Genomic DNA, 21557 nt, shown 5'->3' on the forward strand with positions numbered 1-21557 from the left:
CGGTGCGGATCGCCATTCTCTCCGATATTCACGGCAACCTCGCCGCGCTCGATGCCGTGCTGGCGGACATCACCCGCCGGAGCGTGGGAATAACCGTCAACCTGGGCGACACCCTCTCCGGCCCGCTCCAGCCCGCCGAGACCGCAGACCGGCTGATGACGCTCGGCCTGCCCACAATCCGGGGCAATCACGAGCGACAGCTGCTCACCCAAGCGCCCGAGGCCATGGGCGCGTCGGACGCCTACGCCCGCGCTCGCCTTGCGCCGCAGCACATGGGCTGGATCGCCGGCCTGCCGGAAACACTCTCCCTGACGGACGAGGTTTTCCTCTGCCACGGCACGCCGGACAGCGATCTGGCGTATTTCCTCGAAACCGTCGAGCCGACGGGCGCGCGGGCGGCCACCGATGGCGAGGTCGAGGATCGTATGGCGGGCTGTACGGCACCGGTCGTCCTGTGCGGCCACACTCATATGCCGCGCGTGCGGCGTCTCCCCAACGGCCAGCTGGTGGTCAATCCGGGCTCCGTCGGCCTGCCTGCTTATGAGGACGACCGGCCCTACCCCCACGTGATGGAGACCGGCAGCCCGCACGCCCGATACGCCATCATCGAGCAGGGACAGGACGGCGTCTGGTCCGCCGAGCTTCTTACAGTCGATTACGATTGGGACACGGCCGCTCGCCTTGCCGACGAGCACAACCGCCCCGACTGGGCGGTCGCCCTTCGCACCGGGCGAATGCAGGGCGCGGCCCGATAAAAGAACGGGAGTGCAAAGGGTCCGCGACCCTCTGCAAAAAACCTCTATCCCGAAACCTCGGGCTGCGCCTCGCCCTCACCCGTGAAGCGGGCGATCAGGTCCTTCGGCACCCGCGCCACCCGTTGGATCTTGGCATCGAGCAGGGCCCAGGTGGTCTTGGCCTTGGCCAGCAGCTGGCCGTCCGTGCCGCGCAGGATTTCCACGAAGCGGTCGAAGCGCGCGCCGCGCGCCTTGCCCAGCCAGGTGCGCGCCACCAGCACGTCACCGGGCAGGGCGGGCGAGACGTACTCGATCTCGTGGCGCTTCACGACCCACATCCACTGGTCCTGTTCTTGCGGCGTTGCCCAGGCCAGCCAGTGGGCGGTCGCCGCTTCCTGCACCCAGCGCAGGTAGACGACGTTGTTGACATGGCCCTGCTCGTCGATGTCCTCCGGCTGCACCGCCAGCGGCACTTCGTAGACAAGAACCATGACACCCTCCTTCCGGCGGAAAGACGCCACCCCGACGCTCGCCGGGGTGGCGCAAAGACATGCCTTTTACTGAGCCGCGGCCGCACCCAGCGGCTGGGCTTCCGCCATACCAAACGCCTTGAGGATGAAGACGTATTCCTCCGCATCCTCATAAAGGCTGGCAAAGCGGCCGGACTTGCCGCCGTGCCCTGCGCCCATGTTGATCTTGAGCAAGAGCAGGTTGTCGTCGGTCTTCATATCCCGCAGCTTGGCCGCCCACTTGGCCGGCTCCCAGTAGGTGACGCGCGGGTCGTTGAGGCCGCCGGTGATGAGCAGCGGCGGATAGGCCTTGGCCTCCACGTTGTCGTAGGGGCTGTAGGCGCGGATGGTCTCGAACGCCGTCTTGTCGGTGATGGGGTTGCCCCACTCCGGCCATTCCATCGGCGTCAGCGGCAGGCTTTCATCCTGCATGGTGTTGAGCACATCGACGAACGGCACGTGCGCCACCACGGCCCGCCACAGCTCCGGGTTCATGTTGGTGACGGCGCCCATCAGCTCGCCGCCTGCCGAGCCGCCGGAGATGGAGATGTTGCCCTTGGAGGCGTAACCCTCCTTGATGAGCGCCTTGGCGGCGTCCACGAAGTCATTGAAGGTGTTCTGGCGCTTGTCCAGCTTGCCGTCGAGATACCACTGGTAGCCCATCTCGTCACCGCCACGGATGTGGGCGATGGCGTAGGCGAAGCCCCGATCCAGCAACGACAGCCGGATGGTCGAGAAGTTCGGCGACATGGCCATGCCGTAGGCGCCATAGGCATAGAGATGCAGCGGCTGGGAGCCGTCGCGCTTGAAGCCCTTCTTGTAGACGACGGAGACCGGGATCTGCGCCCCGTCCCGCGCCGGAGCCATGATGCGAACCGTCTCATACTGGCTCGAATCATAGCCGCTCGGGATCTCCTGCACCTTGCGGGTGACGAGCTTGCGCTGCGCCAGGTCGTAATCGAAGGTGGTGCGCGGCGTTACCATCGACTCGTAGCGCAGGCGCAAAGAGCCCAGCGCATACTCGCGGTTATCCTCGTCCACCGCCACGGTATAGGCGGCCTCGGGGAAGGTCACGTAGTGCTCACCGCCCGCATAGTCGCGCACGCGGATCTGGTCGAGACCGTTCAACCGCTCCTCGATCACCAGCGCGTTCTTGTAGGAGGTGACGTCCCGAATGTAGTGCTCGTTCGAGCCGGGGATCAGCTCCTTCCACTCGGACGGCGCGTCCAGGCTGGCAGTGACGACGCGGAAGTTCTTATGCGTGTCGTTGGTGCGGATGTAGAGGGTGCCTTCCCGCTCATCCACCTCATACTGCCGCTCCGCCTTGCGCGGCGAGACCAGCACGGGCTTGGCCAGCGGATCGCCGAGCGGCACCAGCCGCACCTCGGAGGTCACGTGGTCCGCCGTCGAGAGCACCAGGAAGCGGCGGCTCTGGGTGTGGCTGATGTCGACGAAGAAGCCGCTGTCCGCCTCCTCGTAGATCACCGGATCCTGATCGACGGCCGTGCCGAGACGGTGGTACTTCACCACGTAGGGCCGCCAGTTCTCGTTCACCAGCGTGTAGAAGAAGCCCTTTGAGTCGGCATCCCACACGATGCCGCCGATGGTGCCGGGGATTTCAAAGTCCAGGTCGGCCTTGGCTCCCAGGTCTTTCACCTTGAGGGTGAAGCGCTCGGAGCCGTTGGTGTCCGCCGCATAGGCCAGCAGCTTGCCATCCGGGCTCACCTCCAGCGCGCCGAGGCGGAAATATTCCAGCCCTTCGGCCAATGCCGGCTCGCTCAGCAGCAGCTCGTCCGCACCGCCTCCGATGGGCCGCCGATACCAGTCGCGGTATTGCGCGCCCGGCTGGAACTTCCACCAGTATTCCCACGCGCCGTCCTTGGCGGGGACGCTGTAGTCATCCTCCTTCAGGCGGGCCTTCATCTCCTCGTAGATCTTCTCGACGAGCGGCTTGTGCGGGCTCATCGCCGCCTCGAAATAGGCGTTCTCCGCCTTCAGGTAATCGAGCACTTCCGCGTCGTTGACCTCCGGATAACCCTCGTCCTTCAGCCAGTGCCACGGGTCTTCGATGGTGTAGCCGTGGCGCGTGTAGCTGTAAGGCTTCTGCGGCGCGACGGGCGGCTGCGGCAGGCCCTGGGCAGTCAGCGTCGTGGTTGTCATGCGTCCGGTCCTCTCTTGCGGCGATTGCTGCGCCTCAGCGCAACCGGCCCCGAGCGCAAGCACTGCGCCGAGCCAAACCCAACGTTTCATGTTGTCTTCCCCTGAATTATTCCCGTCGGCAGCGAACGCAACCCGCGCACTCCCTTGTCGGGACACGCCCTACCGTCTTATGAGAAGTCTAGCGATCAAAAGGGATTTCGTCATGCCGAATGCAGCAGAACGCCTCTCCGCCCTGCGCGCGGAGCTGACTGCCCGTGGCCTTGCGGGCTTTGTGGTGCCCCTGACCGACGAGCACATGAGCGAATACGTGGGCGAATACGCCAAGCGTCTGGAGTGGTTGACCGGCTTTACCGGGTCGGCGGGCTCCGCCGTGGTGCTGGCCGACAGCGCCGCCATTTTCGTTGATGGCCGCTACACCCTTCAGGTCCGCGACCAGGTGGATGGCAGCCTTTATGAATACCAGAGCGTGCTCGAGACCTCCCCGGCCCAGTGGCTGGGCGAGCGGGTGGGCGAGGGGCAGAAAATCGGCTTCGACCCCTGGTATCACACCCGCGGCTGGGTGGAGGCGACCCGGCGCACACTGGCGGCCAAGGGCGCAGAACTGGTGGCGGTGGAGAGCAACCCCGTCGATGCCGTCTGGGCGGACCAGCCCAAGCCGCCGCTTGACCCCATTCTGGTGCATGACGACGCCTATACCGGCATGAGCACGGAGGAAAAGCTGGCCGCCACCGGCGCGGCCGTCGGCGCGGCCGGTGCGAACGCGGCGGTGATCGCCGCGCTCGACTCGGTGGCGTGGCTCTTCAACATCCGCGGCACGGACGTCGCCTGCACGCCCGTCGCCCGCGCCTTTGCTCTCAGCTTCGCCGATGGCCGGGCTGAGCTGTTCACCGAGGCGGAGAAGATAACGCCCGCCGTCACCCAGGCGCTGGGCGACAGCGTGACCGTTCACCCGCGCGAGCGCTTCGCCGACCGGCTGGCCGAGCTGGGCGCGGAGAAAGCCCGCGTGCTGGTGGACCCGGAGAGCACCGTGTTCGCCGTGTTCGAGCGGCTGGAGGCCGCGGGCGCGGTCATCATCGAGGGGCGCGACCCCTGCGTCATGCCCAAGGCGATCAAGAACCCGGTGGAAATCGCCGGCAGCCGCGCCGCTCACATTCGTGATGGCGTCGCCCTCTCCCGCTTCCTGCACTGGCTGCACATCGAGGCGCCCAAGGGCACGGTGACCGAGCTGGACGCCGACGCCCGGCTGCTCTCGCTCCGGCAGGAGGCCAACCTGTTCCGCGACGTCAGCTTCCCCGCCATCACCGGCGCGGGGCCGAACGGCGCCATCGTCCACTACCGCTCGACGCCGAAGACCAACCGACCGCTGAAGGTGGGCGAGCTGTTCCTCATCGATTCAGGCGGCCAATACCTTGACGGCACGACGGACGTCACCCGCACCGTCGCCGTCGGCACCGCAGGCGCGGAGGAGCGCGATCGCTTCACCCGCGTGCTCAAGGGCCACATCGCGCTGGCGACCGCCCGCTTCCCCTCCGGCACCACCGGCCGCCAGCTGGATGCGCTCGCCCGCCTGCCGCTGTGGCTGGCTGGACTCGATTACGATCACGGCACCGGCCACGGCGTCGGCAGCTATCTCTCGGTCCACGAAGGCCCGCAGCGCATCGGCAAGACGGTCAACGACACCGTGCTGACGCCGGGCATGATCCTCTCCAACGAGCCCGGCTATTACAAGACCGGGGCCTATGGCATCCGCATCGAAAACCTCGTCCTGACGCACGAGGACCGGCGGGAGGGCGACGAGCGCCCCATGCTCGCCTTCGAGACCCTCACCATGGCCCCCATCGACCTGGCCCTGGTGGAGCCGCGCCTGCTGACGCCCGAGGAGAAGGATTGGCTCAACGCCTACCACCGCCGCGTGATCGAGACGCTGGCCCCGCTGGTGCCCGAGGACACGCGCGGCTGGCTCGCCGCCGCCACCCGGCCGCTGTGATGTGAGGCTTGCGGGGAGTTGATTTTTGCAGAGGGACTTGTCCCCCTGACCCCCATTCGTCTCAAGGGGCCGTGTCCTTCATGGAGGGCGCGGCCCTTTCCTTTTGGCGGGGTCAGATGGGGCGCACCCTTCATGCAGGGCGCGGTCCGATAAAACGAACGGGGACCGGAAGGGGGCCTGGGCTCCCTTGCAAGCCCTTTTCTGCAAACCCTTTCGCGCCTTTTGCTTCGCTCTATAATCCGTCGCTCATCAGGCATCGAAGGGAGAGAAGCACGATGCTGAAAAAGATTGCGACGGTTGCCACAGCGCTGCTGACCGGCGGCTTTGCGTACAGCTATGCCGTTCATGCCGAGCCGGTGAACGCGCCGGACGGCCGCACCGCCTATGATTTCACCCTGACCGCGATCGATGGCGAGAAGCTGCCGCTGTCGCAGTTCAAGGGCAAGGTGATGCTGGTGGTGAACACCGCCTCCAAATGCGGCTTCACGCCCCAGTACGAGGGCCTGCAGGCGATCCACGACAAGTATGCGCCCAAGGGCTTCACGGTGATCGGCGTGCCGTCCGGCGATTTCAACGACCAGGAGTTCGACACCAACAAGGAGGTGAAGGAGTTTTGCGAGACCAAGTTCGGCATCACCTTCCCCATGGCCGAGAAGGCGCATGTGAAGGGGGACAAGGCGACGCCGCTGTTCCGCTGGGCCGCCGAGACCCTCGGCCCCGGCTCGGAGCCGAAGTGGAACTTCCACAAGTACCTCGTCGGCCGCGACGGCCGCCTGATCGGTTACTTCGGTACCCGGGTCGCGCCTGATTCGCCCGAGCTGACATCGGCCATCGAATCGGCCCTGTCCGAACCGGCGTCCTGATCGGCCGCGTTGCGGGCGCGGGCCGCTTCCTTGCGGCGGCGGAGGTTGGCTCTGAGAGCCTCCGCCAGCCGCTTGGCGCGTTCCTGAGCCTGTTTTGAGTTACTCGACATAAAATTCCTCGATTGACGCCTACCTTTTCTTGACAAGCCGCAGCGCGAACGGCAATAGACCGCGCACCCGATGCGTTCGGGACGCGGGGTTCGCCCCGCAGCCCATGTATGGGCTGCTGTAGCTCAGTGGTAGAGCACTCCCTTGGTAAGGGAGAGGTCGGTGGTTCAATCCCACTCAGCAGCACCATCCCCCTCCCCATCTCCCTGTCGAAACTTCCGCAGCGTCGGCCTGCCGTGCTATGACGCGCGCTCGCGCCCAGCGGCATAGAGGAGAGCGGCGCAGTGAAGGCAGGCAGGCTTGTCGCCCAGGCCAGGGACTGGGCCCGCACCATCAAGCGCGATGTGGTGGCCCTGTGGCTTGCCGCCCGTGACCCGCGCACGCCCTGGTATGCCAAGGCGCTGGCCGCGCTGGTTGCCGCCTACGCCCTGTCGCCGATCGACCTCATTCCCGACTTCATTCCGGTCCTCGGGCTTGTGGATGACATCATCCTCGTTCCCTTGGGCGTTCTGGCGGCGATTCGGCTGGTGCCGCCGGTAGTCATGGCCGAGATGCGCGTTCTTGCCGCCCAACGCGCCGCGCGCCCGCGCAGTCGGATGGCGGCATGGATGATCGTCTGCCTGTGGCTTGCGCTGGCGGCGCTGATATCCGCCTGGCTCTGGCGGAGCCTCGGTGAAGGCACCCCCGCCTAGCGCCTGTGGCAGCAAAAACACGCACACTGTTGCCAGAAGTGCCGCGCGCCCTGTGGTTCACACCTTGTTCACCGTTCCCGCTTTAGGCAGGGTAGGGAGAAGTTCGGACAAAACCCATGCGCCTTGCCTTGGTTACAGCGCTACTGGTTCTGTGCGGTGCGACGGCCCAGACGGCGCGCGCCCAGGACTACATGCGCCCTGTGGTCAAGGTGCCGGGCACCGCCGCCAACCTCTCCATGCCGGACAATCCGCCTCCGCCGCCGGCCGACAAGCCGGCCGCCGCGCCCTTGTCGCCAGAAGATGACAAGGTGCAGTGCATCTCCATCGATGAGATTCGCGATGCGGTGATTCGCAACGATCGCACCATTCACCTGCGGATGCGCGGCAACGTCTATTACGAGATGCGCCTGCAGAATACCTGCCCAGGCCTGTCGTTCTATGATGGCTTCTACTATCGCACGACGCCCAACCGGCAGCTCTGCGGCGGTCTGGATGTCATCATGGCCCGCTCCGGCAGCCGCTGCCCCATCGAGTCGTTCACGCGAATCGAGAAGCCGCGGCGCGGCGATGCGGACAGTGCCCCGGCCGCCGCGGCAAAGGCAGGCAAGAAAAAGGCCGGAGAGCGCAAGGGCTGAAACCTCAGCCCCGCGCTCCCCAGCCTGGTTTTCCCGAGTTCTGAGAAACGACTCTTAGCGGCGCGGCCCCATCGACGGCATCGGCGAGCGCCGGTCGCGCCGCGGCAGCTGCGCCTGATAGGCGACCGCGCAATGCTCGGGGCAGTAGGGGAAGCCCGGCTGCACCGACTTGCCGCAGAAGTGGAAGTCTTCCTCGCCAGGGTGGCCGTGCGGCCACTTGCAGATCTTGTCGTTCAGATCCAGCAGCGTAACGCGTTGCGGCTTGGTGACCACCTTCGGCTTTTTCGGCACGGCGGCCGCCGCCTTCTTGGGCGCATCGGCCTTCACCGGAGACGGACGCGCCTTGAGCCCAAGGCGGTGCGCCTTGCCGATGACGGCGTTACGGGTCACGCCCTCGCCCAGCTCCTCGGCGATCTGGCTCGCGGACAAGCCCTTCTCCCAGAGCCGCCTCAAAAGATCGATCCGCTCGTCAGTCCAGGACATACTAAAGAACCTCGTTTGAGATATTCGCACACTACATAGGGAAGGTCTGTCCAAATAGCGAGACCTTGTGGGCGGAAAGGACGCAGGCTAGCTGTGGAACGATGATAGTACGAGGGAATTTGAATTCATGACCAGTCCAGCCCAAAGCGCCAGCGCCGCCCCCCGGGACAGCGGCCGATTTCACGAACCCGGCGTGCAACGCATCGGCGTCCTCAACTGGTATGGCACCCGAACGCTTTACCTGAAGGAAGTGCGCCGCTTCCTCAAGGTCCATACCCAGACCATCTGGGCGCCCGCCGTCACCACCCTGCTGTTCCTCGCCATCTTCACCGTGGCGCTGGGACGCGGCGGCCAGACCATCCTCGGCGTGCCGTTCGCCAGCTTCCTCGGCCCCGGCCTCATCGCCATGGCCATGCTGCAGAACGCCTTCGCCAACACCTCCTCCTCGCTGCTCATCGGCAAGGTGCAGGGCACCATCGTTGATATCCTCATGCCGCCGCTCTCGCCAGGCGAGCTGCTGCTGGGCTATGTCGGCGGCGGCGTCACCCGCGCCTTTGCCGTGGGCGCGGCCGTGTGGGTCGCCATTGCTCTCTGGCCGGGAGCGGACGCCACCATCCGCCAGCCCTGGGCCGTCCTTTACTTCGGCCTGATGGGGTCCGCCATGCTGTCGTTCCTCGGCATCCTCACCGGCATCTGGGCGGAGAAGTTCGACCACGGCGCGGCCGTCACCAACTTCGTCATCCAGCCGCTCTCCCTGCTCTCCGGCACCTTCTACACGCTCGACCGGCTGAGCGGCGTCTGGGCGGCCATCAGCCACGCCAACCCGTTCTTCTTCATCATTGACGGCTTCCGCTACGGCTTCCTTGGGCAGTCCGACGGCCCGCTTGCCTGGGGCGCGCTCTACCTGCTCGCCATCAACGCCGTGCTCGGCGGCATCACCTACGCCGTGCTGCGGACCGGCTGGCGGCTGAAGGCGTAATTGTTCTTTGCAAGGGAGGGCTTACCCTCCCTGCAACCCTTCGATTTTTTGGGGCGCATCCTTCTATCCAAGGGTGCGTCCCTTTTCATTTCGGCCAAAGAAAAGGGCCGCGCCCGTTATCACGAGCACGACCCTCCAAAACAAATGGGGGCGCGGGGGATAAATCCCCCGCAATGAAACCCCTATCCAGTAACCCGCTTACGCGGCGCGCACCGGGCGCGCGCCCTGCGGGCGGCGACGGCGGCGGGGAGGACGGTTGCCGCCCTCCTCGCCCTGCTCCTGCGCGGGGCGGGCCTTGTGGCTGCCTTCCTGCTTCTCGCCACGGAAGGGCTTCTTCTCCTGCCCGGCGCGGAAAGGCTTTTCGCCCCGGCCGCCTTCATGCCGTTCGCCGCGCGGGCCGCGTTCACCACGCTCGCCGCGCTCACCGCGTGGGCGGTTGCCGGAGCCATTGCGCTCCCCGCCCCGGATCTCGCGGCCCTCCCCGCGCGGGGCCGGTGCGGCCATGGCGGCGGGCAACTCGCCGCCCTTGTGGGAGGTGGCGTAGATGGAGTGGCCGATCAGCCGCTCGATCAGCTTCAGGTACGGCTTCTCGCTGTCATCGACGAACGAGATGGCGATGCCCGAGCTGCCGGCGCGCGCCGTCCGCCCGATGCGGTGAACGTAGCTTTCCGGAATGTTCGGCATGTCGAAGTTGATGACGTGCGAAACGTTGTCCACGTGGATGCCGCGCGCGGCGATGTCCGTCGCCACGAGGATGGGAATGCTGCCGTCCTTGAAGCCGGCGAGCGCGCGGGTGCGCTGCGCCTGGGTCTTATTGCCGTGCAGGGCCGCCGCGTGCATCCCGGCGCGGGTAAGGATGGTGACCAGCTTGTCCGCCCCGTGCTTGGTGCGCGCAAAGACCAGCGCGCGGTCCATGTTTTCCGCGTCGCGCAGGGTTTCCACCAGCAGCAGCCGCTTGTGCGGCTGGGCCACGTGAATGACCTTCTGCTCCACCTTGTCAGCGGTCTTGGCGACGGGCGTCACCGCCACCTCCACCGGGTCGGTGAGCAGGGTTTCGGCAAGCTGACGGATGGCGGGCGGCATGGTGGCGGAGAAGAACAGCCCCTGCCGCTTCTTCGGCAGGGCGGCAACGATGCGCTTCAGCGGCTGGATGAAGCCCATGTCGAGCATCTGGTCCGCCTCGTCGAGCACCACGGCCTCGACTTCGGACAGGCTGACCGTGCCCTGGCCCATGTGGTCGAGCAGGCGGCCCGGCGTTGCGACGAGCACGTCGACGCCGGCAGCCAGCGCCTGCTTTTGCGCGCCCATCGGCACGCCGCCGAACACGGTGACGATCTTGAGCGCCGTGCCGTGCGCCATGGTGCGGAAGGTGGCGGTGATCTGGCTGGCCAGCTCGCGGGTGGGGCTCAGCACCAGCACGCGGCAGTGCTTGTAGCTCACCCGGCGCGGCGCTTTCAGGATGCGATGCAGCAGCGGCAGCGCGAAGGCCGCCGTCTTGCCGGTGCCGGTCTGGGCGATGCCGAGGAGGTCGCGCCCTTCCATCACATGGGGGATGGCGCCCGCCTGAATCGGCGTCGGCGTCTCGAAGCCATGCTTGGCGAGGGACTGGAGGAGGGTCTGATGAAGGCCGAGGCCTGAAAAGTTCGTGGTCATGGATACTTTCGTCAAATCTTCGCAGGCGATGACACGGCCCCGCCCCGAAAACGGGACGCATGCCGCGCGCATCGCCGTGCCGCGCGATACGAACCGCACGGCAGTGAGGGCAATGACCCTCCGCGTGATCTGGATGGCCGGTCGAATCAGGAAGGCTCTTTATTGGCAGCCGCCCGCTAAACAAAGAAACAGGGCGGCGGTCACGCGACCGGAGAACTTCCGAGGCTGCATTGGCAGCCGGCTACACATGGGCGCAAACGGCCATAAAGTCAAGGAACATCGGCATAAAAGCCGGATCGGCAGGACGGGGCAAAACCGGGCCGGGGCGGGCCCGCATCCCCTTGGCGCGGCATACAGTTCCATTGACTTGCGCGCGCTTCGCCGCCATTAAACCTTGCACAACCGTGGCGGTCCCTCTTGGACCGCCTTTTGTCGTTTGGAGAACCAAGCATGATCACGCCGGTGATGCCGACCTATGCTCGCGCCGATATCGAAATGGTGCGTGGTGAAGGCGCTTATATGTTTGATTCCAAAGGGCGAAAATATCTGGATTTCGCCGCTGGCATCGCTGTGAACGCCTTCGGGCATGGCCACCCGCATCTGGTGGATGCGCTGAAGCGCCAGGCCGAGCAACTGTGGCACACCTCCAACCTCTACCGGGTGCCGGGGCAGGAGCGCCTGTCGGAGCGGCTGCGCGAGGTCACCTTTGCAGACACCATGTTCTTCACCAACTCGGGCACCGAGGCGGTGGAGTTCGCCATCAAGGCCTGCCGCCGCTACCACTACGCGCAGGGCCGGCCCGAGAAGTACGGCATCATCACCTTCTCCAACGCCTTCCACGGCCGCACCATGGGCGCGATCTCGGCGACGGACCAGAAGAAGCTGCGCGAGGGCTTCGAGCCGCTGTTGCCGGGCTTCACCGTGGTGCCGTTCAACGATCTGGCGGCGGTTGAAGCGGCCATCGACGAGCACACCGGCGGCATCATGCTGGAGCCGCTGCAGGGCGAAGGCGGCATCACGCCCGCAACCCCCGCGTTCATGCAGGGGCTGCGCGCCCTGTGCGACAAGCACGGCCTTCTGCTGATCCTCGATGAGATCCAGTGCGGCGTCGGCCGCACCGGCACGCTGTTCGCCTACGAGCAGTACGGCATCACGCCCGATATCATGGCCATCGCCAAGGGCATTGGCGGCGGCTTCCCCCGTCGGCGCGTGCCTGACGACCGAGCAGGCGGCGGCGGGCATGGTGGTCGGCACCCACGGCTCCACCTACGGCGGCAACCCGCTGGCCATGGCGGTCGGCAACGCCGTGCTCGATCTGGTGCTGGAGCCGGGCTTCCTCGACCATGTGCGCCAGATGGGCGAGCGCCTCTCCCAGGCGCTGGAGCAGATGATTCCGAATCACGACGGCATCTTCGCGCCCGAGCCGGTGCGCGGCCTTGGCCTGATGCGCGGCATCAAGTGCCTGGTGCCGAGCCGCGAGCTGGTCAACCACGCCCGCTCGGAAGGCATTCTCACCGTGGCCGCCGGTCAGGACGTGCTGCGCCTGCTGCCGCCGCTCAACATCGAGCAGGCCCACATCGACGAAGCGGTCGAGCGGCTCTCCGCCGCCGCACGCTCCTTCCGCAAGGACTGACGGATGAACAACAGCCCGATCCGCCACTTTCTCGATCTGACCACGCCCGGCCTTCCAGCGCTCAGGGCCATTCTGACGGAGGCGCGCCGCCGCAAGGAGGCGCGCCGGGGCCTGCCCAAGGGCCGCGTGGACGAGGACCGGCCGCTGGAGGGCCATACGCTGGCCTCGATTTTCGAGAAGCCCTCCACCCGCACGCGCGTTTCCTTCGATATGGCGATGCGGCAACTGGGCGGTTCGACCCTCACCCTGTCGTCATCCGAGTTGCAACTGGGACGCGGCGAGACCATTGCCGATACGGCGCAAGTTCTGTCGCGCATGGTCGATGCCATCATGATCCGCACGGATGCCCACTCGAAGATCGAGGAGCTGGCGGCCAACGCCACCGTACCGGTGGTGAACGGCCTGACCGACTTCAATCACCCCTGCCAGGCCGTCGCCGACGTGCTGACGGTCGAGGAAAAGCTGGGCGGCGTTGAAGGCACCACCTGGACGTGGCTGGGCGACGGCAACAACGTGGTCCACTCCATCATCGAGGCCGGGGCGCTGCTGAACTTCACCGTGCGCGTGGCGGTGCCGGACGGCTACGAGCCCGAGCAGACGGTGGTGGAAGCCGCCCTCGCCCGCGGAGCCAAGGTTGAGCTGGTGCGCGATCCCCGCGCGGCCGTCGAGGGCGCGGACGTGGTGGTCACCGACACCTGGGTCTCCATGGGCCAGGCGGACAGCGCGGCCAAGATGGCGGCGATGATGCCCTATCAGGTGACGAAGGAATTGATGGCGCTGGCGCGCCCGTCGGCCGTGTTCCTGCATTGCCTGCCCGCCCACCGGGGCGAGGAGGCGACGGCGGAGGTGATCGACGGCCCCCGGTCCGTAGTGTTCGACGAGGCGGAAAACCGCCTCCACGCTCAGAAGGCGATTTTGCTGTGGTGTCTGGAACGACTGAATCCGTGAGTGAAGAGACCATCCGGCTGGATGGCGAGAAGGTGACTGATCTGGTTCTGCCGTTCCAGATCGACAATCTGGACGTGCGCGGCCGGGTGGTGCGCCTGGGCCCGGCCCTGTCGGAAGTGCTGGCGGCCCACGCCTATCCGGCTCCCGTGGCGCAGATTCTGGCCGAGGCGCTGGCGCTGACCGCGCTGCTCGGCTCCGTTCTGCGCGAGGACGGCGGCCAGATGACCCTCCAGGCCAAGGCGAGCGGCCCCGTCTCGCTGCTGGTGACCGACTATCTCGCCCCCGGCGCGGTGCGCGGCTACGCCCAGTTCGACCCCGAGGCGATCAAGGCCGTGGAGCCGGGCGCGCCGCTGGAGACCCTGTTCGGCGAGGGCTACCTCGCCCTCACGGTCGACAAGACGCTGAACACGGAACGCTACCAGGGCATCGTCTCGCTGACGGGCGCGAGCCTTGCCGAGGCGGCGGGCGAGTATTTCCAGAATTCGGAGCAGCTGCCCTCCCTCGTCAAGCTGGCGGTGCGCCACGACGGGCTGACCGGCGAGTGGTTCGCGGGCGGCATCCTGGTGCAGCACCTGCCGCACGGCGAGGAAGGCGGCCCCCGCCACTTCGCCGCCGAGGCCCAGCACCCCAACTGGCAGCACGCGACGATTCTGGTGAACACCCTCCAGCCGGAAGAGCTGACCGACCCCACGGTCACGCTGGAAACCGTGCTGTGGCGGCTGTTCAATCAGGACGAGCCGCGGGTGTACGATTCCATCCCCATCCATCGCGGCTGCCGCTGCACCCGCGAGCGCATCCAGTCCGTGCTGCGCCAGTTCTCGTTCGATGACCTGATGAACATGCGCGAGCCGGATGGCTCCATCCGCGTCAACTGCGCCTTCTGCTCGAAGGATTGGGTGTTCGAACGCCCGCAGGAGAAGGAATAATCCTCCTTGAGGAAGGGGCTGCGGAGCGATCCGCAGCCCCAATCCGGCAAGGGGCCGCCTCATTCAGCGGGCAGCCGCGCGGAAGGCCGCAATATCGGCGGCAGTCACATCAGACGGATAACATTTGGGTGCATAGCCGCCGGGCTTGGAATAAGCGCTCCGTTTTCCGCAACTGCGCCCATTACGCATGGTGTTGTAAGGGCAAGGGCAATTGCCCGGATAGCTGGCGATCGATTGCCGAATAATATATTGCTTGACCTCCTCGGTCGGAGCCTCGCTTTTCGATGACGCAACGGCAGGATTCGCAACAAAGAACAAAGAAACTGCCAAACCAACGGCGAACATTAGCGTACGCATGGGGCATCTCCTCTGCCTGGATGTTTCAGCAGAGGCATTGGGAGCATTAATTCCTTAATTTTACTTATAAGACCCGACAGGACACAGCCGTTGGCTCGCAGGCTCCATTGGCTCTCTTTTGCCCGCCGAACGCCAAAACGGGCGAGACCAGCCTTTGCCATGCCCCATAAAGGCCCGTAGAGGCCCCTTACAGCGCGAAAACGGACCTGCCCGCTACCACCCTAGCCGAAATAGGCAAAAACCTCTAAACGGACGTTTAAAGCCGATCTAGAGGCATATGGGTTTTTGTCCGGATGTATCGCGGCTTTACAGTGCCATGGTTGGATGCCTGAAGCCCCCCGGCAAGCCCTTTAGAGGCTGTTAAGCAAAATCGCCTACGCTTTGGACCCGCTCATTAATGGACGGGACCGGCATGGACCTTATCGCCCAACCAACCGCCGTTTCGTGTGAAGCCACCCCCTGGTGGCGGACTCCCTGCCTCTGCCGAACGCAAGCGGCTTTGCATCCTGGCGGCCATCGTGCTGGCCTATGCCGCGCTGGCCAACGCGGCCGCGATCCTCGTCGGGGGCGAGACTGCCTCTGTCTTCTACAGGCTCAACGACCACACGCTGCTGGTGATCGGCGCCTCACTGGCTCTGATCGGGCTCACCCATGTGATTGTCACCGTCATCAACGAGCCGCGCCTCAGCGTCCTTGCCCGGCTGTGGGGAGACCTTAAAACCCATGTCCTGCGGCGGGACCGCTTCCTCAGCCTGTTCGTGCCGCTAGGGCTGCTGCCCCTGTTCATCCCGGCGTTCCTGACGCTGAAGAGCCTGATTCCGGACGTTCATCCCTTCGCGTTCGATGCCACCTTCCACGCTCTCGACCAGGCGATCCATTTCGGGCACGACCCGTGGCGGATCACCCACGCCCTGTTCGGCGGCCCCTCGGCCACCTTCGCCCTCAGCTTTCTCTACAACCTGTGGTTCCTGCTGATCTGGGGCGTCGCCTTCTATGTCATCCTGCGCGTTGATCGGCCAGTCGAGCGCTTCCACTACCTGTGCGCGCTACTGGTGGCGTGGATCCTCAACGGCACGCTGCTCGCCTATCTCTTCTCCTCGGCCGGGCCTTGCTACTTCGGCTTCATCGTTGATGGGCCCAACCCCTACCAGCCGCTGATGGACGGGCTGCACGCGCTCGACGCCCGCCTCGCCGCCGAGGGCAGCTGGATGCGGATCTGGACCCTGGAAGCGCAGAACGCCTTGTGGGCGCAGCACGGCACGGGCGACGCCGCGACGCTGGGCGGCATCTCGGCCATGCCCAGCATGCACGTCTCCCTCTCCCTCGTCATGGCCATGGGCATGTGGCGCTTCAGCCGGGCGTTCAGCGCCGCGCTGTGGGTTTACGCCGCCGCCATCTTCATCGGCTCGGTGCACTTCGGCTGGCACTATGCTGTTGACGGCTACGTGTCGCTGATCGCAACCGTGCTGATCTGGAAGGGCCTTGGGCACGCCATCAAGCGCTTCGGCCTTGATGGCGCCATGCCCTCTACCGGCGAAAGCCCCAGTTGCGGCTGAGCAGGAAGGTGATGATGGGCGTCAGCGTTGCCATGAACGGCACAGCGGCGGCTGCCATCAGGTCCAGACGCTCGCACACCAGCCAGACGATGGCCGTATTGAGGCTGAACCCCACGGCGTTGATGACGAGGAAGCGCAGCGCCATCGCGGCCATGTCGCCGGGGCGGGCATCGCGGGTCTGGCCGCGGAAGCTCCACAGGAAATGGGCAGCAAAAGCCAAGGGCATGGCAACGGCGTAGCCCAGCACATTGGCGGCAAAGGGCCCTATCTTCATCGCCCCCGTGGCGAGCAGGTAGATCAGGCCATGCAGCGCGGTGGCGGCAATGCCGGTCATGCCGAAGCGAAAAACCTGCGCCACGATCCGCTCGCCGCGCAGCAGGGCACGGGATCGGGAGATCACGCCACTTCCCGCACCCGGCTTGCGGCAACGGCCATGTCGCCGTCTTCACCCAACGGGCGCTTGGGCGCGCCGCCCATCAGATAACCCAGCGGCACGGCCATGGGCGCGGCCTGGTGCGAGACCACATCCTGGATGATGAACAGGGGCCGCGCCTTGCTCTGCACGTAGATCCGCCCGATGTACTCGCCAAGCAGGCCCAGCATGACCATCTGGCTCGCCCCCAGAATGGTGACCACGAGAATGACGCTGGTCCAGCCCGGCACCGTATGCCCCAGCGCCCAGCCCGAGAGCACGTAGATCATCAAGGGGATGCTGAGAAACGCCAGTATCAGCCCGGCATGGCTGGCCAGCCGCAGCGGGCTGGTGGAGAAGCCGGTGATGGCGTCAACAGCGAATCGGACCATCTTCCGCAAGGGGTATTTGGTCTCGCCCGCGTAGCGCGGGGCCCGGTCATAGAGGAACGGCACCTGCTTCATGCCGATCCAGGCCACCATGCCGCGCACGAAGCGGAATTGCTCCGGCATGGCCAGAATAACGTCCAGCGCCCGCCGGGACATCAGCCGAAAATCGCCGGTGTTGCGGGGAATATCCACCTCCGCCAGCCGCGAAAGCAGGCGGTAGAAGGCATTGGCCGTCACCTTCTTGAAGGCGGTCTCGCCCTCCCGCACGCGGCGTTGGCCGTAGACCACCTCCGCCTCTTCCGCGTCCATTCGCGCCAGCATGGCGGCAAGCAGCTCAGGCGGGTCCTGAAGATCAGCGTCGATAATGAAGATCCGCTCGCCCCGGCAGAGCGCAAGCCCGGCGGTCAGCGCCAGCTGGTGCCCGTGGTTGCGCGCCAGATTGACGGCGGACAGGCGCGGATCCCTTGCTGCCAGCTGCTGCATGATCGCCCAGGTGCCATCGCGCGAGCCATCGTTGACGAGGATGATCTCATAATCCTCGCCTACGGCGGCCCGGCAGGCATCGCTCAGCCGGGCATGAAGTTCGTGAAGACAGTCCTGCTCGTTGAAGCAGGGCACAACAGCGGAAAGCCTGACAGTCATGCGCCCTTACCTTTTGAAGCAAGAAGTGGCCCAGCGGCGCCCACCCCTTCTGGAGATTCAAGACAGCACGCCACAAACATGCTCCGATTGTTTCAGCCCGCCTTTAAATTATGGTTAACCCCTCCCGTCTTTTAATCCTGCGCCGAACAGACGAGAGGGTGCCATGCCGGCGACCAATCCCAGCCGGTTCCGTTCCATGCTTCCCGAGATCGGAATCGCCTTGATTTTAAGCGTGTTGCTGGTCGCCATGTGGGAGCTGCCCGTCTCCCATGACGTGGTCTGGCAGCTGTGGATTGCCCGGCAGATGATTCACGGCACCCAGCTCTACGCCGAGATCAACGAGGTCAATCCCCCGCTCTGGTTCTGGGCGGCGCTGCCGGTACAGGGCCTGGCCGAGGCGCTTCATCTGCCGGCGCGGTCAATCCTTATCGCCACGACCCTCGGCCTCATCAGCCTTGCCCTGGCGCTTCTGTCCCGGCTGTGCGCGGAGGAGGGCCCATGGCGACGCGCGGGCGTGCTTTTCGCCGCGCTGCTCGCCATGGTGCTCATCCCGATTCATGAGTTCGCCCAGCGGGAGCATCTGGCCCTCATCGGCGCCCTGCCCTACGCCATGCTCGCCGCGCGGCGGGCCGAGGGAAAGGCCATCCCCCTCTGGGTTGCCGTGCTGACCGGCCTTCTCGCGGCCTATGGCTTTGCGCTGAAACACTATTTCCTGCTGATCCCGATTGCGCTCGAGGCCTGGCTGGCCCTGTTCCACCGCGCCCACTGGCGACTGCTGCGGCCAGAAACCCTGGTTCTCGCCCTATGCGGGCTGGCCTATGGCGCGGCAATCTTCGCCTTTGCCCCTGCCTTCCTCGACGTGCAACTGCCGATGGTCGCGGCGGCCTACGATGGCTACAAGCGGCCGTTCATCACCGTGCTGCTTCGCACCTGGACAATCCTGTGGGCACTCGGCCTGATCGGCGCTACGAACCTCCCAAGGCCACTGCATCCGCGGGTCATGGCCGGGTTGCTGACCAGCCTCTGCTTCATCTTTTCCTATTTCATTCAAATGAAGGGCTGGGCCTATCACGCCATCAGCGCATCGGGCGCGCTCTTCTTCACGCTCGGCATCGCCGTCCTGCTTCAGCCGCTCTCATGGCGCTGGATGGTTCGTCACCCCAGCCTGCCCGCAATGCTCCTACTGCTTGGCGCCCTGTCGGCCAACACCGGCCCCTACCACAACTCAACGGAAGCCGAGACGCGGGCATTGCTTGCCCGCGCGCGCCCTGGAGACCCGGTCGCGATCCTGACGGTCCGCTCGATGAGGGCCTGGCCCCTTGTGGAAGATGCCCGGCTGGTCTGGCCGCTGCGGCTGTATTCCTACTGGATGCTGCCCGCCATGGCGAACACGCCGGAGGCGGAGAAAACACCCCAGCTGAAAGCGCTGGAAGAGGAAATAATCCGGCAAACGCGGGAAGACCTGCTGTGCTTGCCGCCCCGCTTCATCGTCGCGGATGACAGCAGCAAAACCCAATATATGCACAGCCGCTTCGACATCATTGGGTTTATGAAGCGCGATGCTGCATTCAGGGCGTTCATCGGCCATTACCGCCCGGTCAGAACCTCCGGCCCCCTAACGCTCTGGGAGCGCGTGGGCGATATCCCGCCTGTCCGCACTCCAAAGTGCCGGACGATCAGCTGATCGCCCGAGGGCAAGGCCCCACGGCAAACCACACCATAAACGCAATCCGTATCGCCAGTTTTCTATTTTCAGCGGGGAGTGGGTCCGATAGGAAGCCGCAGCAGTTCTTTTTGAACAAGAATTGCAGTGGTTGAAATTATAGAGCAAGAAAGTTGCAACCTTGACCCACACCGACGAAAATACCGAACCCATCCTGGATGAAGTGCTGGCCGCCGTGCTGCGTCGCAATCCCGGCGAGCCAGAATTTCACCAGGCCGTGCGCGAGGTCCTTGAGAGCCTGGGGCGCGTGATCGCCAAACATCCTCGCTATGCCGACAACGCCCTGATCGAGCGCATCTGCGAGCCCGAGCGCCAGATCATCTTCCGGGTGCCCTGGGTGAACGACAAGGGGCAGGTGGAGATCAACCGGGGCTTTCGCGTGCAGTTCAACTCCGCGCTCGGCCCCTACAAGGGCGGCATCCGGTTCCACCCCTCGGTGAACCTGGGCATCATCAAGTTTCTGGGCTTCGAGCAGATCTTCAAGAATGCGCTGACCGGCATGCCAATCGGCGGCGGCAAGGGCGGGTCGGACTTCGATCCCCGCGGCCGCTCGGACGGCGAGATCATGCGCTTCTGCCAGTCCTTCATGATCGAGATGCACCGGCACATCGGCGAATATACCGACGTACCGGCCGGTGACATCGGCGTTGGCGGGCGCGAGATCGGCTACATGTTCGGCCAGTACAAGCGCCTCACCAACCGCTACGAGGCGGGCGTGCTCACCGGCAAGGGCCTCGTCTATGGCGGCTCGCTCGCGCGCAAGGAAGCCACTGGCTTCGGCGCGGTCTATTTCGTCGATCGCATGCTGAATGCGCGCGGGGACACCCTCGACGGCAAGGCCGCTGTGGTCTCCGGTTCGGGCAACGTCGCCATCTATACCATCGAGAAGCTGCAGACGTTCGGCGCCAAGGTGATCGCCTGCTCCGACTCCAACGGTTACATCGTGGACGAGGACGGCATCGATCTCACCCTGGTCAAGGAGATCAAGGAGGTCCGCCGCCAGCGCATCTCCGAATACGCCCGCTTGAAGGGCGGCCGCTCGCACTACGTGGAAGGCGGCTCCATCTGGAACGTGCCATGCCAGATCGCCATGCCGTCCGCCACCCAGAACGAGCTGACCGGCAAGGACGCCAAGGCGCTGATCGAGAACGGCGTCATCGCCGTGGGCGAGGGCGCCAACATGCCCTCCACCCCGGAAGCCGTGCGCCTGTTCCAGCAGGCCGGCGTGCTGTTCGCGCCGGGCAAGGCCGCCAACGCGGGCGGCGTTGCCACCTCAGCCCTGGAAATGCAGCAGAACGCCTCGCGCGACAGCTGGTCGTTCGAGCAGACCGAGGCGCGCCTCGCCGAGATCATGCGAAACATCCATGATCGCTGCGCCGCCACGGCGGAGGAATACGGCGCGCCGGGCGACTATGTGCTGGGGGCCAACATCGCGGGCTTCGTGCGCGTCGCCGAAGCCATGGACGCGCTGGGCGTGATCTGAGCCGCGCCGATAGCGCAGCTTGTTGATCATTTGCAGGAGGGTCTCGACCCTCCTGCACCTCCCATTCCTTTTATCGGGCCGCGCCCTTCATGGCCCGTCGCACTTGCCGGACCCCGCGAGGCGCATCCCGGCCTCGACCGGGCACGTCCCGTTCAAACGAATGGGGGATTGAAAGGGGGTCTGCGACCCCTTTCCTCTTTGCTTGTTTGCCTCCGCGCACGGGAAGCGCCCCTGCAGAGGCCCTCAGTTGAGGGTGCGGATAGCGAAGGGGCTGTCGAGCGAGAAGGCGGGGATTTCCACGTCGAAACTGTTGCCGGTCTCGTCCACCAGGCCGTAGGTGCCGCGCATGATGCCCGACGGCGTACCCAGCGGGCAGCCGGAGGTATATTCGAACGCGTCGCCCGGCTCGAGAACCGGCTGCTCACCGACCACGCCCTCGCCTTTCACCTCATGCACCCGGCCGTTGCCGTCTGCGATGATCCAGTGCCGGGTCATCAGTTGCACGGTGAAATCGCCGTTGTTCTCCACCCGCACGTGGTAGGCCCAGACATAGCGGCTCTCCGACGGGTCTGACTGATCGTCGATATAGGTAGGCAGAACCTTGACCGTGATATTGCCGGTCGTCGCCTCGTACGGATAGTCCACGTCATCTGGCAGTGTCGCCATCGCACCTTGCCTCCCCGCA

The 21557-nt window shown here is 65.5% G+C and carries 20 protein-coding genes, 1 tRNA gene and 1 pseudogene; 14 read left to right on the forward strand and 8 right to left on the reverse strand.

Features of this window, described 5'->3' with window-relative positions; translation table 11 throughout:
* Positions 1 to 2 precede the first annotated feature (2 nt).
* Entirely contained in the window at positions 3 to 755 is a 753-nt protein-coding gene (locus L0C21_RS00275) for a metallophosphoesterase family protein (protein ID WP_259276472.1), read from the forward strand.
* A 44-nt stretch (positions 756 to 799) separates the two neighbouring features.
* On the opposite strand, the gene L0C21_RS00280 is transcribed toward L0C21_RS00275, so the two are convergent.
* Both L0C21_RS00280 and L0C21_RS00285 read right to left on the reverse strand, forming a co-directional pair.
* Positions 800 to 1225, reverse strand: coding sequence for an acyl-CoA thioesterase (locus tag L0C21_RS00280; RefSeq protein ID WP_259276473.1), 426 nt, complete (start codon positions 1223 to 1225; stop codon positions 800 to 802).
* Between the two features lie 66 nt (positions 1226 to 1291).
* On the reverse strand, positions 1292 to 3403 hold the full coding sequence (locus tag L0C21_RS00285; protein WP_259276474.1) for a S9 family peptidase: 2112 nt from the start codon (positions 3401 to 3403) through the stop codon (positions 1292 to 1294).
* 202 nt (positions 3404 to 3605) lie between these two features.
* Between L0C21_RS00285 and L0C21_RS00290 the strand changes: the two genes are divergently transcribed.
* The 5 genes from L0C21_RS00290 (at position 3606) to L0C21_RS00310 (ending at position 7688) form a co-directional block, all read left to right on the forward strand.
* Positions 3606 to 5390 (forward strand): aminopeptidase P family protein, encoded by a 1785-nt coding sequence (locus L0C21_RS00290; protein WP_259276475.1) that lies wholly within the window; start codon positions 3606 to 3608, stop codon positions 5388 to 5390.
* A 275-nt stretch (positions 5391 to 5665) separates the two neighbouring features.
* On the forward strand, positions 5666 to 6253 hold the full coding sequence (locus tag L0C21_RS00295; RefSeq protein ID WP_259276476.1) for a glutathione peroxidase: 588 nt from the start codon (positions 5666 to 5668) through the stop codon (positions 6251 to 6253).
* Positions 6254 to 6475: 222 nt separating this feature from the next.
* Positions 6476 to 6550: transfer RNA gene (locus L0C21_RS00300), tRNA-Thr, on the forward strand.
* Positions 6551 to 6645: 95 nt separating this feature from the next.
* On the forward strand, positions 6646 to 7053 hold the full coding sequence (locus L0C21_RS00305; RefSeq protein WP_259276477.1) for a YkvA family protein: 408 nt from the start codon (positions 6646 to 6648) through the stop codon (positions 7051 to 7053).
* 128 nt (positions 7054 to 7181) lie between these two features.
* Complete coding sequence (locus L0C21_RS00310) at positions 7182 to 7688, forward strand: hypothetical protein (RefSeq protein ID WP_259276478.1); 507 nt, start codon at positions 7182 to 7184, stop codon at positions 7686 to 7688.
* 54 nt (positions 7689 to 7742) lie between these two features.
* On the opposite strand, the gene L0C21_RS00315 is transcribed toward L0C21_RS00310, so the two are convergent.
* Entirely contained in the window at positions 7743 to 8171 is a 429-nt protein-coding gene (locus L0C21_RS00315) for a GcrA family cell cycle regulator (protein ID WP_259276479.1), read from the reverse strand.
* Between the two features lie 127 nt (positions 8172 to 8298).
* Here L0C21_RS00315 and L0C21_RS00320 point away from each other — a divergent pair, with 127 nt between their 5' ends.
* The gene (locus L0C21_RS00320) at positions 8299 to 9150 is read left to right on the forward strand and encodes an ABC transporter permease (protein ID WP_259276480.1); all 852 of its coding nucleotides are present in this window, start codon (positions 8299 to 8301) and stop codon (positions 9148 to 9150) included.
* A gap of 198 nt (positions 9151 to 9348) precedes the next feature.
* Here L0C21_RS00320 and L0C21_RS00325 read toward each other — a convergent pair whose 3' ends face one another.
* A complete protein-coding gene (locus L0C21_RS00325) occupies positions 9349 to 10803 on the reverse strand; it encodes a DEAD/DEAH box helicase (RefSeq protein ID WP_259276481.1) in 1455 nt (484 codons plus the stop codon).
* On the opposite strand from L0C21_RS00325, the gene L0C21_RS00330 reads away from it, so the two are divergent.
* The 4 genes and pseudogenes from L0C21_RS00330 (at position 10802) to L0C21_RS00345 (ending at position 14310) form a co-directional block, all read left to right on the forward strand.
* On the forward strand, positions 10802 to 11194 hold the full coding sequence (locus tag L0C21_RS00330) for a hypothetical protein (protein WP_259276482.1): 393 nt from the start codon (positions 10802 to 10804) through the stop codon (positions 11192 to 11194). The two genes, L0C21_RS00325 and L0C21_RS00330, sit on opposite strands and share 2 nt — an antisense overlap.
* Before the next feature lie 59 nt (positions 11195 to 11253).
* Positions 11254 to 12436: pseudogene (locus L0C21_RS00335) on the forward strand (aspartate aminotransferase family protein).
* 3 nt (positions 12437 to 12439) lie between these two features.
* Positions 12440 to 13384 (forward strand): ornithine carbamoyltransferase, encoded by a 945-nt coding sequence (argF, locus tag L0C21_RS00340; RefSeq protein WP_259276483.1) that lies wholly within the window; start codon positions 12440 to 12442, stop codon positions 13382 to 13384.
* Entirely contained in the window at positions 13381 to 14310 is a 930-nt protein-coding gene (locus tag L0C21_RS00345) for an Hsp33 family molecular chaperone HslO (RefSeq protein ID WP_259276484.1), read from the forward strand. Before argF ends, L0C21_RS00345 begins: the two co-directional genes overlap by 4 nt.
* Before the next feature lie 63 nt (positions 14311 to 14373).
* On the opposite strand, the gene L0C21_RS00350 is transcribed toward L0C21_RS00345, so the two are convergent.
* Positions 14374 to 14667, reverse strand: coding sequence for a hypothetical protein (locus L0C21_RS00350; protein WP_259276485.1), 294 nt, complete (start codon positions 14665 to 14667; stop codon positions 14374 to 14376).
* Positions 14668 to 15113: 446 nt separating this feature from the next.
* On the opposite strand from L0C21_RS00350, the gene L0C21_RS00355 reads away from it, so the two are divergent.
* Complete coding sequence (locus L0C21_RS00355) at positions 15114 to 16223, forward strand: phosphatase PAP2 family protein (RefSeq protein WP_259276486.1); 1110 nt, start codon at positions 15114 to 15116, stop codon at positions 16221 to 16223.
* Here L0C21_RS00355 and L0C21_RS00360 read toward each other — a convergent pair.
* Positions 16195 to 16623, reverse strand: coding sequence for a GtrA family protein (locus tag L0C21_RS00360; RefSeq protein ID WP_259276487.1), 429 nt, complete (start codon positions 16621 to 16623; stop codon positions 16195 to 16197). The genes L0C21_RS00355 and L0C21_RS00360 overlap by 29 nt on opposite strands.
* Entirely contained in the window at positions 16620 to 17666 is a 1047-nt protein-coding gene (locus L0C21_RS00365) for a glycosyltransferase family 2 protein (protein ID WP_259276488.1), read from the reverse strand. The genes L0C21_RS00360 and L0C21_RS00365 overlap by 4 nt, the downstream gene beginning before the upstream one ends.
* 163 nt (positions 17667 to 17829) lie before the next feature.
* On the opposite strand from L0C21_RS00365, the gene L0C21_RS00370 reads away from it, so the two are divergent.
* Complete coding sequence (locus L0C21_RS00370) at positions 17830 to 19350, forward strand: hypothetical protein (RefSeq protein ID WP_259276489.1); 1521 nt, start codon at positions 17830 to 17832, stop codon at positions 19348 to 19350.
* Between the two features lie 160 nt (positions 19351 to 19510).
* Positions 19511 to 20872 carry an NADP-specific glutamate dehydrogenase gene (gene gdhA, locus L0C21_RS00375; protein WP_259276490.1) on the forward strand — a complete coding sequence of 454 codons (1362 nt, stop codon included), beginning with the start codon at positions 19511 to 19513 and terminating at the stop codon, positions 20870 to 20872.
* A gap of 243 nt (positions 20873 to 21115) precedes the next feature.
* Here the strand turns inward: gdhA and apaG are convergent, their stop codons facing one another.
* Positions 21116 to 21538 (reverse strand): Co2+/Mg2+ efflux facilitator ApaG/CorD, encoded by a 423-nt coding sequence (apaG, locus tag L0C21_RS00380; RefSeq protein WP_259276491.1) that lies wholly within the window; start codon positions 21536 to 21538, stop codon positions 21116 to 21118.
* Positions 21539 to 21557: the final 19 nt, after the last annotated feature.

Source organism: Pedomonas mirosovicensis (assembly GCF_022569295.1).
GTDB classification, from domain to species: Bacteria; Pseudomonadota; Alphaproteobacteria; order Sphingomonadales; family Sphingomonadaceae; genus Pedomonas; species Pedomonas mirosovicensis.